The 13,449-nt window shown below is 61.9% G+C and carries 11 protein-coding genes; 7 read left to right on the top strand and 4 right to left on the bottom strand.

The genetic code is table 11. From position 1 onward, the window contains the following. Positions 1-5 precede the first annotated feature (5 nt). On the bottom strand, positions 6-1,064 hold the full coding sequence (locus tag BGP00_RS23865; RefSeq protein ID WP_292692029.1) for an ATP-binding protein: 1,059 nt from the start codon (positions 1,062-1,064) through the stop codon (positions 6-8). Further along, positions 1,061-1,738, bottom strand: a complete 678-nt coding sequence (locus BGP00_RS23860) for a response regulator (RefSeq protein WP_274176644.1) — start codon at positions 1,736-1,738, stop codon at positions 1,061-1,063. The genes BGP00_RS23865 and BGP00_RS23860 overlap by 4 nt, the downstream gene beginning before the upstream one ends. Before the next feature lie 102 nt (positions 1,739-1,840). On the opposite strand from BGP00_RS23860, the gene BGP00_RS23855 reads away from it, so the two are divergent. From BGP00_RS23855 to BGP00_RS23845, 3 genes are read left to right on the top strand one after another with little or no spacing between them, the layout of a single operon-like run. After that, positions 1,841-2,965: an efflux RND transporter periplasmic adaptor subunit gene (locus BGP00_RS23855; protein ID WP_168605419.1), complete on the top strand. Its 1,125-nt coding sequence runs from the start codon at positions 1,841-1,843 to the stop codon at positions 2,963-2,965. A 13-nt stretch (positions 2,966-2,978) separates the two neighbouring features. Next, a complete protein-coding gene (locus BGP00_RS23850; RefSeq protein WP_292692027.1) occupies positions 2,979-6,113 on the top strand; it encodes a multidrug efflux RND transporter permease subunit in 3,135 nt (1,044 codons plus the stop codon). Then, positions 6,106-7,452, top strand: a complete 1,347-nt coding sequence (locus BGP00_RS23845; RefSeq protein WP_292692026.1) for an efflux transporter outer membrane subunit — start codon at positions 6,106-6,108, stop codon at positions 7,450-7,452. Before BGP00_RS23850 ends, BGP00_RS23845 begins: the two co-directional genes overlap by 8 nt. A gap of 38 nt (positions 7,453-7,490) precedes the next feature. Here BGP00_RS23845 and BGP00_RS23840 read toward each other — a convergent pair whose 3' ends face one another. Further along, a complete protein-coding gene (locus tag BGP00_RS23840) occupies positions 7,491-8,240 on the bottom strand; it encodes a dienelactone hydrolase family protein (protein ID WP_292692025.1) in 750 nt (249 codons plus the stop codon). A 775-nt stretch (positions 8,241-9,015) separates the two neighbouring features. Here BGP00_RS23840 and BGP00_RS23835 point away from each other — a divergent pair. Then, on the top strand, positions 9,016-9,786 hold the full coding sequence (locus BGP00_RS23835; RefSeq protein ID WP_292925919.1) for a response regulator: 771 nt from the start codon (positions 9,016-9,018) through the stop codon (positions 9,784-9,786). A gap of 70 nt (positions 9,787-9,856) precedes the next feature. Here BGP00_RS23835 and BGP00_RS23830 read toward each other — a convergent pair whose 3' ends face one another. Then, positions 9,857-10,642, bottom strand: a complete 786-nt coding sequence (locus tag BGP00_RS23830; RefSeq protein ID WP_292692022.1) for a winged helix-turn-helix domain-containing protein — start codon at positions 10,640-10,642, stop codon at positions 9,857-9,859. Positions 10,643-11,102: 460 nt separating this feature from the next. Between BGP00_RS23830 and BGP00_RS23825 the strand changes: the two genes are divergently transcribed. From BGP00_RS23825 to rfbB, 3 genes are all read left to right on the top strand, one after another. Next, positions 11,103-11,705 (top strand): transcription termination/antitermination NusG family protein, encoded by a 603-nt coding sequence (locus BGP00_RS23825; protein WP_292692020.1) that lies wholly within the window; start codon positions 11,103-11,105, stop codon positions 11,703-11,705. A 117-nt stretch (positions 11,706-11,822) separates the two neighbouring features. Further along, on the top strand, positions 11,823-12,401 hold the full coding sequence (gene rfbC, locus BGP00_RS23820; protein ID WP_292692018.1) for a dTDP-4-dehydrorhamnose 3,5-epimerase: 579 nt from the start codon (positions 11,823-11,825) through the stop codon (positions 12,399-12,401). Positions 12,402-12,405: 4 nt separating this feature from the next. Then, complete coding sequence (gene rfbB, locus BGP00_RS23815; RefSeq protein ID WP_292692016.1) at positions 12,406-13,449, top strand: dTDP-glucose 4,6-dehydratase; 1,044 nt, start codon at positions 12,406-12,408, stop codon at positions 13,447-13,449.

The raw sequence follows: 13,449 nt of genomic DNA, 5'->3' as shown, positions 1-13,449 counted from the left end.
TTTTTTCAGGCGCCCAGCGTGACGATGAAATGCGAATGCCCGTCCTGCCAGCGGTATTGGGCCGCCCCGCCATGCGCCTGGGCAATCGCCTGCACCACGGCCAGCCCAAGGCCCGATCCGGTGCGATGGGTCTCACGCGCCGCCGTGCCGCGGGTAAAGACGCTGAACAGATCGGCCCGCTGGTCCGGCGGCACGCCCGGCCCCTTGTCGATCAGATGGATCGCCACGCCCCCGCCCTGATGCCGGACCACCAGCCGCAAGGCGCAGGGATCGGCATAATGGAGCGCGTTGTCGACCAGCGCCAGCAGCGCCTGACGCAGCCGCGCCATATCCACCCTTGCCCGGATCGCCGCGCTTTCAACGCTCAGGCTGAAGCCCGCCCGCTCGACCGTGGGGGCCATCATCGAGGCCCATTCCTCCAACCCGACGCGCAGATCCACCTCGGCCACCTGCAATTCCAGCCGCCCGATGTCGGCCAGACTGACGCAGCGCAGATCCTCGACCAGCCGCGCCAGCCCGTCCACCTGCGTCAGCAGTCCGCGCAACAGCATGTCATCCATCACGAACACGCCGTCCGACACGCCCTGCAGCCGCCCTTTGAGGATGGTGAGCGGGGTGCGCAATTCATGGGCGATCTGGGCGTTCCAACTGATCGCATCATGGGCCGCCTTTTCCAGCCGCCCGGCCATCGCGTTGAAATCCTCAACCAGCTTGGCCGTCTCGCCCGGCGCCTCGATGTCGGACGCGGCGCGGGCCGAAAGATCGCCATCGGCAATCGCCCGCGCGGCGCGGCCCACCGCATGCATCGGCCCGACGATATGGCGCGCCATGCCCGCCGCGATCCACGCGCCCAACCCGATGCCCATGCAGGTCACCACCCCCATGATGACCAGATCCCACCCATTGGGCACCGCCGAAAAATCGGGAGGAAACAGTTTGGGCGCGCACCAGATGGCAATCGTATAAACGAGATAAAAGACGATAAAGGCGAACAGCACCGTGGCAATCGCCACCGTCGCCATGGCCAGCGTCAGATGGCGCGAGATGTCGAATTTCACCTTCATGCCCCGCTGCCCAACCGATAGCCGACCCCGCGCACGCCCGCAGGCATGCCTGAAACACCGGCCTCCTCCAGCTTGCGGCGCAGTTTGCTGATATGACTGTCCACCGTGCGATCCAAAGCTTCCGATCCGGGCAGGCAGGCATCGACCAGATCACCGCGCGAAAACACCCGGTGCGGGCTGCGCGCCATATGCACCAACAGGCGAAATTCGGTCAGCGTCAGGGGAATTTCTCGCCCCTCGACGCGGGCGATATGGCTCTCGGTGTCGATTTCCACCGGCCCCACCCGCAGCACCGCCCCGCCGCCCGCGCCGCCCGTCCGCCGCAGGATCGCGCGCAGCCGCGCCACCACCTCGACCGGGTTGAAGGGTTTGACCACATAATCATCCGCGCCGATGCGCAGGGCCTGCAATTTGTCGATATCCTGGTCCAGCGCGGTGATCATGATCACCGGCGTTTCGGCCTCGCGCCGGATCTGGGCCAACACTTCCCAGCCGTCGATATGCGGCATCCCCACATCGAGCAGCACGATATCAGGCCGCAATGCCCGGTGGAGATCAAGCGCCACGCGGCCGTCTCCGGCATGCACCGTGCGAAACCCTTCACGCTCCAGATAGGCGCGCAGAATGTCGGCAATATCGCCATCGTCTTCGGCAATCAGGGCAAGCGCTGTCATGGCCTCCGTGTATCATTGCCCATTGGTATGCGGCCAGATGCCTCCACACAATCTCCACAAAACCTCCACACAAGGGCAATGCTAAGGGTGCATGGGGGCATCATGCGATACGATCACTTCCGATTTGCCCTTCCCCTTTCCACCCTCCTGCTGGCCGCATGTGGCGGCGATGGTGCGCCCACCGCGCCCCCGCCCGCCGAAGTGCTGATTACGCCTGCGCAGGATCGCCCCATCGCGCTGGCCGATGAATTGCCGGGCCGCGTGGTGGCCTTCCGCACCGCCGAGATCCGGCCGCAGGTGGGCGGCATCGTCCAGCGCCGCCTGTTCACCGAAGGCGCGATGGTGGCCCAAGGCCAGCCGCTGTTCCAGATCAACCCGGCCCCCTTCCGCGCCGATGCGGCCAGCGCCTCGGCCACCCTCGCCCGCGCGCAGGCCACCTATGCCCGCGCGAAAACGCAGGCGGATCGGTTGAAACCGCTGGTGGGCGTGGATGCGATCAGCCGCCAGACCTTTGACGATGCCACCGTGGCGCGTGATCAGGCCGCCGCCGATGTGGCGCAGGCGCGCGCCGCGCTCGACCGGCGTCGTCTCGATCTGGGCTTTGCCCGCGTCACCTCGCCCATCGCGGGCCAGATCGGCGCGGCCACCGTGACCGAGGGCGCGCTGGTGGCCACCACCGACACCAATCCGATGGCCACGGTGCAGCAGATCGACAAGGTTTACGTCGACGTGCGCCAGCCTGCGGCCCGGCTCGACGCGCTGCGCGCGGCGGTGGCCGAAGGCGCGGGCGCGGGCGCGGCCCCGGTGGAGATCATCACCGCCTCGGGCCAGCCGCATCCGGTCAAGGGCCGGTTGCTGTTCTCCGATGTCACGGTTGATCCGGGCACCGGCAATGCGGTGGTGCGCGTGCTGGTCGAAAATCCGGGCAACCGGCTCTTGCCGGGCATGTTCGTGCGGGCGCGCCTGCCGCGTCTGCGGATGCCCCATGCGATCATCGTGCCGCAACAGGCGGTGGGCCATGATGCGGCGGGCCGCGCGGTCATCCATGTCTGGAACGGCCGCGCCATCGAGGAGCGCCAGATCGAAGCGGGCGATGTGGTCGATGGCACGACCATCATCCTCAAGGGCCTGAAGGCGGGCGAAAAGGTGGTCGTGGTCGGCATGGACCGCGTGCTGCCCGGCGCGCCGGTCAAGGCGCTGCCCTGGCGCCAGCCGGCAACACGCTGAGGGAGCGCCAATCATGATCCCTCAATTTTTCATTCAGAGACCGGTCTTTGCCTGGGTGGTGGCGATTGCCATCGCGCTGGCGGGGCTGATCGCCCTGCCCTCGGTTCCGGTGGCGCGTTTTCCCTCGGTGGCGCCGCCATCGGTGACGATCACGGCCACCTATCCCGGCGCCACGCCGCAAACGATGAATGACGGCGTGGTCGAACTGATCGAGCGCGAATTGTCGGGCGCCAAACGCCTGCTCTATTTCGAGTCCAGCACCGATACTTCGGGTTCGGCCACGATCACCGCCACGTTCCAGCCCGGCACGAACCCCGAACTGGCGCTGGTGGATGTGCAGAACCGGTTGAAGCTGATCGAGCCGCGCCTGCCCCAGACCGTGCGGCAATATGGTCTGGCGGTCGAGGTGGCCAACAGCGGGTTCCTGCTGCTGGTGGGCCTCAATTCGCCCGATGGGCGTTATGATGGGGCCTCACTGGGCGATTATCTGGCGCGCAATGTTGTCAATGAATTGAAGCGCATTCCCGGCGTTGGCCGCGTCCAGAGCTTTTCGGCGGAAAAGGCGATGCGGGTCTGGGTCGATCCGGCGAAACTGATCGCCTATGATCTGGCCATGGCCGATGTGACGGGGGCCATTGCCGCCCAGAATATCCAGATCGCGCCCGGCACGCTGGGTGCTGAGCCGGCCGTGGCGGGCCAGCGCGTGCTGGTGCCGCTGACGGCCAGCGGGCAGTTGACCAGCCCGCAGGAGTTCGAGCAGATCGTGCTGAAAGCCAACACCAATGGCGGCACGGTGACGCTGGGCGATGTGGCGCGGGTCGAGATCGGCCAGCAGAATTACATGATGTCCACCCGCGAGAATGGCCGCGCGGGGGCCTCGGCGGCGGTGCAACTGGCGCCGGGGGCCAATGCGGTGCAGGTGTCGGACGCGGTGCGCGCGCGCATGGCCGAGATTGGCCGCGCGATGCCGGGCGGCATGGAATGGACGGTGCCCTTCGACACCGCGCCTTTCGTGCGCGTCTCCATCGAGAAGGTGCTGCACACGCTGCTTGAGGCGATGGTGCTGGTCTTCCTCGTCATGTATCTGTTTTTGCAGAACATGCGCTATACGCTGGTGCCCGCCGTGGTGGCGCCCATCGCGCTGCTGGGCACGATCGCGGTCATGTCGCTTTCGGGCTATTCGCTCAATGTGCTGACCATGTTTGGCATGGTGCTGGCCATCGGCATCATCGTGGACGATGCCATCGTCGTGGTTGAAAATGTCGAACGCATCATGGCCGAGGAAGAGCTCTCCCCGTTCGAGGCCACCAAAAAGGCGATGAGCGAAATCACCGGGGCCGTCATCGGCATCACGCTGGTGCTGGTTTCGGTGTTCATTCCGATGGCCTTCGCCAGCGGCTCTGTCGGCGTGATCTATCGCCAGTTTGCCATGTCAATGGCGATCAGCATTCTGATCTCGGCCATTCTGGCGCTTTCGCTCACGCCTGCGCTTTGCGCAACGGTGTTGAAGCCCATTTCGGGCCATGCCCAAAAACCGCGTTTCTTTGCCGCGTTCGACCGCCTGTTTGAGCGCATGACCCACGGCTATGGCGGATGGGTTGCGCGCATTATCCGGCGCGGCGGGCGGGCGATGGTGGCGCTGGGCATGGTGGTGGCGCTGCTGGGCTTTGCCTTCTGGCGCCTACCCACGGCCTTTATGCCCGAGGAGGATCAGGGCTATTATATGACCGCCTTCCAATTGCCCGCCGACGCCACCGCCGAGCGCACCCGCGAAGCCGTGCAGGTGCTGGAGCGCCACACCGCCACGCGCCCTTCGACCAAGGGCAATGAGGCGATCCTGGGCTTTGGTTTCTCGGGCGCGGGGCCAAATGCGGCGATTGTGTTCACCGTCCTCAAGGACTGGGGCGAGCGTGGCGGGGCCACCGTCAAGGATGAGGTTGCCCGCACGATGGCCGCGATGAGCGTCATCAAGGAAGGTATCATCATGAGCCTTGTGCCCCCCGCGATTGACGAGCTGGGCAATTCTTCGGGCTTTGCCATGCGGCTGGAGGATCGCGCCGGGCGCGGGCATGAGGCGCTGGTGGCCGCGCAATACCAATTGCTGGGCCTCGCGGGGCAGAGCAAGAAGGTGGTCGGCGTCTATCCCGACGGTCTGCCCGCGGGCACCAGCATCCACCTGTCCATCGACCGGCAAAAGGCCGAGGCGCTGGGCGTGCCCTTCAACCGGATCAGCGATACGCTTTCGGCCGCGATGGGTTCGGCCTATGTCGGCGATTACCCCAATGCCGGGCGTATGCAGCAGGTAATCGTGCAGGCCGATGCGGCCTATCGCATGAACCTGCCCGACATGATGCGTTTGAACCTGCGCAATAATGCCGGCTCGATGGTGCCCCTGTCCGAAGTGGTCAAGGCGGACTGGGAGCAGACCCCGCTGCAATTGGTGCGTTACAATGGCTATCCGGCGCTGCGCCTGTCGGGCATGGCCGCGCCGGGTGTATCAAGCGGCGACGCCATGGCCGAGATGGAGCAACTGGCCAAGCAATTGCCGCCCGGTTTCGCCATCGAATGGACCGGCCTTTCCTATCAGGAACAGCAATCGGGCGCGCAGGCCCCGATGCTGCTGGCCTTGTCGATGCTGGCGGTGTTTCTGGTGCTGGCGGCGATGTATGACAGTTTCGCCGTGCCGCTGGCGGTGATGCTGGTGGTGCCGCTGGGGCTGATCGGCGCGGTGACGGCGGTCTCCTTGCGCGGCATGGCCAATGACGTGTTCTTCAAGGTGGGCCTGATCACCATCATCGGGCTGTCGGCGAAAAATGCGATCCTGATCGTCGAATTTGCCCGCCATTACCGCGCCTCCGGCATGGGCCTGGTGGAAAGCGCGATGGCGGCGGCCAAGGTCCGCCTGCGCCCCATCGTGATGACCTCGCTGGCCTTTACGCTGGGCGTGGTGCCGCTGATGCTTTCCACCGGGGCCAGCGCCGAAACGCAGGCGGCCATCGGCACGGGCGTGTTTGGCGGCATGATTTCGGGCACGGTACTGGCGGTGTTCTTTGTGCCGGTGTTCTTTGTGGTGGCTATGGGAATAAGTGAGCGTCTGGGCTTTGGCGGCTTGCGCAAGAAGAAGAAGCAGGAGCAGGCCGATGCGTAAGGTTCTGATGTTGGCGCTGGCCTTGGGTGGATGTGCGGCGGAGAAAGCGCCGCTGCCCAAGGCTCCGGTGGCCGCGAGTTTTGCGGTGACGGAGGCATTGACCCCGCTGACATGGCAGGAGTTCTTTGCCGATGCGCGGCTGCAGAGGCTGATCGCGCTGGCCCTGAACGAGAACCGCGATTTGCGGATTGCCGTGCTCAACGCTCAGGCCGCGCGCGGGGCCTTGTCGGTGGCGCGCGGCGCGCAATTGCCCTCGCTGGAGGCGCAGGGCAGCTTTACCGGGGCGCAGACCGCAGGCGGCGGTTTTGGCGGCTTTCGCTACGATCAGTTGAGCGGCCAGATCGCGCTGACCAGTTTCGAGATCGACCTGTTCGGGCGCCTTCGCGCGCAGAGCCGCGCCGCCTTCGACCGCTATCTGGCCAGCGAGGCCGGACGACGGGCCAGCGAGCTGACAGTAGTGGGGGCGGTGGCCGAGGCCTATGTGGCCGAAAGGCTGGCGCAGGAGCAATGGCAACTGACCTCCTCGACGCTGGCCGACTGGCGCGTGTCGCTTGATCTCACGCGGCGGCTCCATGATGCGGGCCAAGCCAGCGGCAGCGATCTGGCGCAGGCCGAAGGGCTGGTGCGGCAGGCCGAGGCCGATCTGGCCCAGCGCCAGCGCGAGCGCGAAACGGCCGCCCATGCGCTGTCTCTGGCGGTGGGCGCGCCCTTGCCGGACGATCTGCCTGCGCCGATCGGGCTGATGCTGGCCTCGATGCCCGATCATCTGGGGGCAGGCCTGCCCTCGGACCTGCTGACCCGGCGGCCCGACATCATGCAGGCGGAATATAATCTGCGCGCGGCGCAAGCCGATGTGAATGCCGCGCGCGCCGCCTTCTTCCCCCGCCTGTCGCTGACCGGGGCGCTGGGGGCGGTCAGTCCGGGCCTGTCGGGGCTGTTTTCGGGGGCGAACAAGGCGTGGAATTATGCGCCTGCGGTCTCCTTGCCGCTGTTCCCCAACACCTCGCTGCGGGGCACCCTGCGCCAAGCCAAGGCGCAGCAGGGGATTGCGGTTGCCACTTATGAAAAGGCGATCCAGACCGCCTTTGCCGAAGTGGCCGACGGCATTTCGGCCCAGCAGACCTATGGCCCGCAGATCAAGGCGCAGGATGCCGCCGCCGATGCCGCCGACCGGCGCGTCAACCTGTCGAAACTGCGCTATCAGGCGGGGGTGGACAGCCGCCTCGAACTGCTCGACGCCCAGCGCAGCGCCTATTCCGCGCGCCAGACCCTGCTCTCCACGCGGGCAGGCGCCTTGCTGGGAATGATCGGATTGTATCGGGCGCTGGGCTCGATCTGATGGCGATGGCGGGCGGTGCGCGCCGCCCGCCATCGCCATCAGTTCCGCGCAAAGGCCCGGTGATAGAGCGCCAAGGTCCACGCAAGCCCCTGGAAAAACAGTGCGGGATCATAACGGGGGCCTTCGTCGCGCAGGAACGCGTGCTGCGCGTTGACCTCGTGCCATTCATAGCTTGCCCCGACAGCTTCCAGACGATCACGGATGGCCATGCGCCCCGCGTAGGGGACATGGGGATCCTGCCGCCCCCAGACGAACATCGTCTCGGCCTTCAGATCCGCCATGCGCGCCAGACTGTCATCCGCGCGGCCAAGGCCCAGACTGCCGGAATGGATGTCAGTGGGATAGAAACAGGCCGCCGCGGACACACGCGGGTCGAGCGCCGCCCGATAGGCCAGATGCCCCCCAAGGCATACGCCAAAACTCGCCACCCGGCCGTCGCAGGCGGGATGGTCGATAAGAGCGCTGATCCCGGCCTTTGCGTCGGCATCGTACCCCGCAAGCGGTTTGAGATATTTCAGCTCATTGCCGCGATCCGTTCCGACCGGATCATATTCGAGAACCGTGCCGGCAGGCTCGAACTCATGATAGACCTCAGGCACGGCAACGACATAGCCATGGCCCGCCAGAATGGCCGCCAGCCTGCGAATGGGATTGGTGACCTGATAGATCTCCGAGAACAGCAGAACGCCGGGAAACCGGCCTTCGATCGCGGGCCGGAACATATGCATCCGCATCGTGCCCCCGCCGGGCACCAGCACGTCCATTTTCTCATCGCTACGCAGGATCATGTCATCACCCTCTGCAAGGGGCGATTTCGATGCCCCATGTCACTTCGGCAGAGAATGCCTTTGGCATAAGGCAGCGCCTTGCAGCCAGTCTATTTTCGAACTTTGACATCCATACGAATGCCAGGAAATGGTGGGCGCTGTCGATCGCCGGACCCGACGGGCAAGCGGATCAAATCATTGAGCAAGGCGCAAAAAACCGGCTCCGGCAGATCACCACCTGCAAAGAGCATTCGAGGAATCACGGGTGCTCCGTTGGGTAGGGGCCTATGTCAATGGCCTGGTCACCATAAAATGGGGTAAATGAAAGACTTAACCTTTGGAGGCTTAAGGCCGGGCGGGAGGATGCGGCGCAGCATCGCACTTTATTAATGTATAACCTATTTTTTTGCAGACCGCGATGTTTCGGGAATTCTCGATATGTATCGCCTGCAGAGAAAGGTTGCTTCTCTAGACGCTTAAACGTTTGCCCATTGAAATTATGTAGAAATTTTTTTGGATGTTAATCAAGTTTAAATAAAATATTTGACCCGTTACACAAGAAATTATCAAATATATTCTCAATCTAATGAGATCTTTATTTTATAAATCAGGGTTAAAAATAATAATAATTAATTAACCATATTTAAGTTTTCTTTATAGTAAGTGTAACGTGGTATAGGGTAATACTTATGTTAGCGTTGATCATCACCCCGGTTGAGCCTACTGTGGATTCCGGAAAGGTTGCTTAAACTTTCAATCCAAAGTCTATGATCTGCGGAATTGGGGCATTTACACAATGAATGATGCAAGTCTGAAATCGGGGGCTATGGCAACCCGCTGCGGGATCAATGCGATTAACCGCCCCTGCCAGTCTTTGCCGCGCGGGACTGATATCGACCTGCCGGTTCCCCGGCATCCGATCTGCCACAGCCCCAACGAAAAGATCTATATCGTTGACGGCGACAAGGGTTTTCTGAAAGAGGCGAGTGAAATGCTCGCCTGGATTGGCACGCCGGTGGCCTGCTTTGACAATCCTTTCGAATTTCAAAAGGCCGCGCCCGCAATGATAGTGGGATGCGTAATCCTCGACGTGCGCATCCCCCAGTTTGACGGGCCGTCGCTGCACAACTGGCTACGCTCGGTGCATTGCATCGCACCCACGGTTTTCCTGTCGGCCACCGCCGATGTTGCAACCGCGGTAGAATGTATGCGCCTGGGGGCGCATAATTTCCTGCTGAAGCCCGCCAAGGAAGCAGAGCTGAGCTCAGCGGTCATCTCAGCCATTTCGCGTTCGCGAATGCGTTATTGCGAGATTTCCAATTCCGGCAAGATCGAGGAGGTGCTTGCCCGCCTGACGCCGACAGAGCGTAAAGTCGCCAATCTGATCGCGCGCGGCTATCTAACCAAGCAGATCGCAGCGATGATGGAGAGAAGCGAGAATACGGTAAAAATTCATCGTTACCGCATCATGAATAAAGTGGGCGCATCCTCTTCGGCCGCATTGGTCCGTATGATCACCATGGTGGGAGAAAAGAAGAATTTCTCTTCTGAAGCCAGTATGTTGTAAAAATTTAGTATTAAACTCGATCCATCTTACAACACACATGATCCATCATAAATATTAAGCAAAATATGCTTTAATTGGCGTCGCTGGTCGACCGAGGATGAATTACCAACTGGTAGCCAGCGCCGCGAACATTGCAGATCTCGACATGATCAAACAATTTGCGCCGCAATTGCGAAATGAGAACGCGCAGATGCAATTCGCTGACCATGGAATGGGCCGGACTGATGCTGCATCGCAAGGTAATCGCCGATGCGGTCATGTCGCGCGCCTGCATCAGGCTCAGCAATAAATCCTGCTCGCGCCAAGTCAGTCGGCGCTGATTGCATATCTGGTTCAGCTGTATGATTTCCAGTTGCTTGGCGTCATATCGCCCGATGGAAATCATCAGACGCAAATGCATGGCACGCACCCGCGCCGTGAATTCCGGCCACAAAATGCGTCCTATATCAATCACATCGTCGAACCCGGCCATCAGCAGCTGGGCCCTGTCGGCAGGCAGGCTCTGGTTCATCATGCAGATCTTGAGCTTGCGATGGAGCGCCACCCGATTGCGGGTAATAATGCGCTTCATACGCTGAACATCATTCCCCGCCACGATCATGACGTCATAATCACGCTCGACGACGGACAGGAAATTGGTTTCGCCCTCGCGATAAACATAGTCCTGGAATTGGGTGATACCTTGCTTCAGCCATTGCAAGCGCTCTTCCCGGCCGTTGTCCTGAAGAGACATGACACGAAACACAATATCGGACAGGCCCAGGCCCGGATCCGGTTTTTCTATGACGCCATCGGCCTCATGATCGGAACAAGATACCTCACTGTCCATCTTAAAAATGGCGGATGCTTTGTTCATGCCAGAATCTCTATATTGTCTGTAAGCTCAACATTTAATCCGATTTTTCGGCTTAGACATATAGAGTAGAGCAGGCCCTGGCTAAGCCATTGGACAATGGTTCGCTGCAAAAGGCCTGCATGTAATAATACGTAGACCTTACCCATGGCGACACGGGAACAATCATGGTCCGCCACGCGGCTTGTCCAGCCGACAGCGGCGCAAAGCCGTCACTCCGCTTCATTCGCGTTCGCACAATGATGGAAAGCAACGAAAACTCCTCAGACGGCTAAATCGCTGAGTCGGATTTTCATTCGCGCACAAAGCTGCCCTGCTCGTCATGACGCGGTGCAACAAAATTACGCCGCTAACCTTATGGCGGAATCATGTAAACTTGGCGGTTACTCAGTAATCCAGCGAAGCAAAACAGCAGCTTTAGAGGTTATTGAGCCCGCGCCAGTTACGTAGTTAGACATAGGCCATGACCATAAAACGGCCTCTCCCCGGAAATTCGGAATGCCTTGCTCCTGCCGCTTCCGGTACGGAGGCGCAGGTCGCTGCTGCATATGCAGCACAAGGCCTGGCGAGCCGGATCGACTGGTATGTGGCGGCGGCCATGCCCCGCAAGGAGCGTTTTGCACTTGCGAACCTGCATAATCAGGGTTTCGCCACTTTCTATCCCCTGCTGCACCGCACCCGGTCACCCGGAGGCGGCAAGACCGTCAGTCCGCTGTTTCCCGGATATATTTTCGTCGGACTCAACCCGCAGCGGATCCGCTGGCAATCGATCAACGGCACATTCGGCATCCGCTATCTGGTCGGCCCGCGCGGGGCGCTGCCCTCGGCGGTTCCCCCGCCGGTGATGGATGAACTGTTTCAACGTTTTCCCCAGGGCGCCCATTACGTGCCCGAATGCCGCCTTCGCCCCGGCGATCCCGTCAACGTCATAACCGGAGCCTTCGCAGGCATCCCGGCCACATTCGAGGACATGCTCTCACAGGATCGCATCCGCGTCCTGTTGAGCTGGCTGAACACCCAGGTTGCGGTGGTCATGCCCAAGACCTGCATCGACACCGCCGCCTGATTCAGCGCGCGAGAGGTTCAGCAAGTCGGCCCTGCGTGGAGTGATTCTCACGCAGTGCGGTAGCTTTGCCTCCTTCATGCGCCTGCCCATCCACCTGTCACAACAGAAGAACGCGCCATGATCCCCGTTGTCGAATTCGTTACTGCCACCTCGATCGAAGGCGTTATGATCGTGGCGCCGCGTCGGCATTATGATGCGCGCGGCCACTTCACCGAAACCTGGAACCCGCGCAGCCTGCGCCAGGCCGGAATCGATGCCGTTTTCGTACAGGACAACCATTCCTATTCCGCCCAGCCGGGCACCGTGCGCGGTCTGCACTATCAACGCCCGCCCCATGCACAGGCCAAACTGGTGCGCTGCGGCCGAGGGCGGTTGCTGGATGTGGCGGTCGATATCCGCTGCGGCTCGCCCACCTACGGCCGCTCGGTGACCGTCGAGCTGAGCGCCGAAAACGGGTTGCAGCTCTTCATTCCCGCCGGGTTCCTGCATGGCTTCATGACGCTCGAACCCGATTGCGAGCTACTCTACAAATGCTCGGATTATTACGCGCCCGACTGCGACGGTGCGGTGCGCTGGGACAGTTGCGGCATCGACTGGCCGCTTGATGGCCTGCCCGCCCCTTCGCTCTCAGACAAGGATGCTGCGGCCACTCCCTTCGATCAGTTCGACAGCCCCTTTATTTATGAGGCCGCGTAACATCATGAAACTTCTTGTGACCGGCGGCGCCGGTTTCATCGGATCGGCGGTGGTCCGGCTTGCCGTCTCGCGCGGGGCTCAGGTGGTGAACCTCGATGCGCTGACTTATGCGGCCTGCACGAACAATGTCGCCATGGTGGCCGACAGCCCGCTCTATCGTTTTGCCCATGTCGACATCCGCGATCCCGAAGCGCTGGCGCGGGTGTTCGAAACCGAAGAACCCGATGCGGTGCTGCATCTGGCCGCCGAAAGCCATGTCGATCGCTCGATCGACGGGCCGGGCGATTTCATTACCACCAATATCGTGGGCACGTTCAACCTGCTCAATGCCGCGCGCCATTACTGGGTCTCGCGCGGGCGTCCGGAAAGCTTCCGCTTTCTGCATGTCTCGACCGACGAGGTGTTCGGCTCGCTGGGCAAGGAAGGCAAATTTACCGAGACCACGCCCTATGACCCGCGCTCGCCCTATTCGGCCAGCAAGGCGTCCTCGGACCATCTGGCGCGGGCCTGGCATGAAACCTACGGGTTGCCGGTATTGCTGACCAATTGCTCGAACAATTACGGGCCTTATCATTTCCCGGAAAAGCTGATCCCGGTGGTCATTCTCAACGCCATCGCGGGCCATGAGATCCCGGTCTATGGCGACGGCAGCAATGTGCGCGACTGGCTCTATGTCGAGGATCATGCCCGCGCGCTCCTGCTGGTGCTCTCCAATGGAGAGGTGGGCCGCAGTTATAATATCGGCGGCGAGAACGAGCGCAGCAATCTGGACCTCGTGCGCGAGATCTGCGCGATCCTCGATGTCAAACGTCCGCTGCCCACCGGCTCCTATGCCGACCAGATCCGCTTTGTCACCGACCGCCCCGGTCATGATGCGCGCTATGCCATCGCCCCCGCCCGCATCCGTGAAGAACTGGGCTGGCGTCCGTCTGTCACGGTCAGCGAAGGGCTTGAGCGCACGGTGCAATGGTATCTCGACAACGAGGCCTGGTGGCGCCCGCTGCAACAACGCCACGGCGTTGGCCAGCGTCTGGGCACGAACGCCTGA

Source organism: Novosphingobium sp. 63-713 (genome assembly GCF_001898925.1).
Taxonomy (GTDB): domain Bacteria; phylum Pseudomonadota; class Alphaproteobacteria; order Sphingomonadales; family Sphingomonadaceae; genus Novosphingobium.
This window is presented reverse-complemented; position numbering and strand designations above follow the sequence as displayed.

What these genes read in the sequence shown, in the direction of transcription:
- BGP00_RS23865 (WP_292692029.1), bottom strand. Translation starts at nt 1,064, where the DNA reads ATGAAGGTGAAATTCGACATCTCGCGCCATCTGACGCTGGCCATGGCG.
- BGP00_RS23855 (WP_168605419.1), top strand. Translation starts at nt 1,841, where the DNA reads ATGCGATACGATCACTTCCGATTTGCCCTTCCCCTTTCCACCCTCCTG.
- BGP00_RS23840 (WP_292692025.1), bottom strand. Translation starts at nt 8,240, where the DNA reads ATGATCCTGCGTAGCGATGAGAAAATGGACGTGCTGGTGCCCGGCGGG.
- BGP00_RS23850 (WP_292692027.1), top strand. Translation starts at nt 2,979, where the DNA reads ATGATCCCTCAATTTTTCATTCAGAGACCGGTCTTTGCCTGGGTGGTG.
- BGP00_RS23845 (WP_292692026.1), top strand. Translation starts at nt 6,106, where the DNA reads ATGCGTAAGGTTCTGATGTTGGCGCTGGCCTTGGGTGGATGTGCGGCG.
- BGP00_RS23825 (WP_292692020.1), top strand. Translation starts at nt 11,103, where the DNA reads ATGACCATAAAACGGCCTCTCCCCGGAAATTCGGAATGCCTTGCTCCT.
- BGP00_RS23830 (WP_292692022.1), bottom strand. Translation starts at nt 10,642, where the DNA reads ATGAACAAAGCATCCGCCATTTTTAAGATGGACAGTGAGGTATCTTGT.
- BGP00_RS23860 (WP_274176644.1), bottom strand. Translation starts at nt 1,738, where the DNA reads ATGACAGCGCTTGCCCTGATTGCCGAAGACGATGGCGATATTGCCGAC.
- rfbC (WP_292692018.1), top strand. Translation starts at nt 11,823, where the DNA reads ATGATCCCCGTTGTCGAATTCGTTACTGCCACCTCGATCGAAGGCGTT.
- BGP00_RS23835 (WP_292925919.1), top strand. Translation starts at nt 9,016, where the DNA reads ATGAATGATGCAAGTCTGAAATCGGGGGCTATGGCAACCCGCTGCGGG.
- rfbB (WP_292692016.1), top strand. Translation starts at nt 12,406, where the DNA reads ATGAAACTTCTTGTGACCGGCGGCGCCGGTTTCATCGGATCGGCGGTG.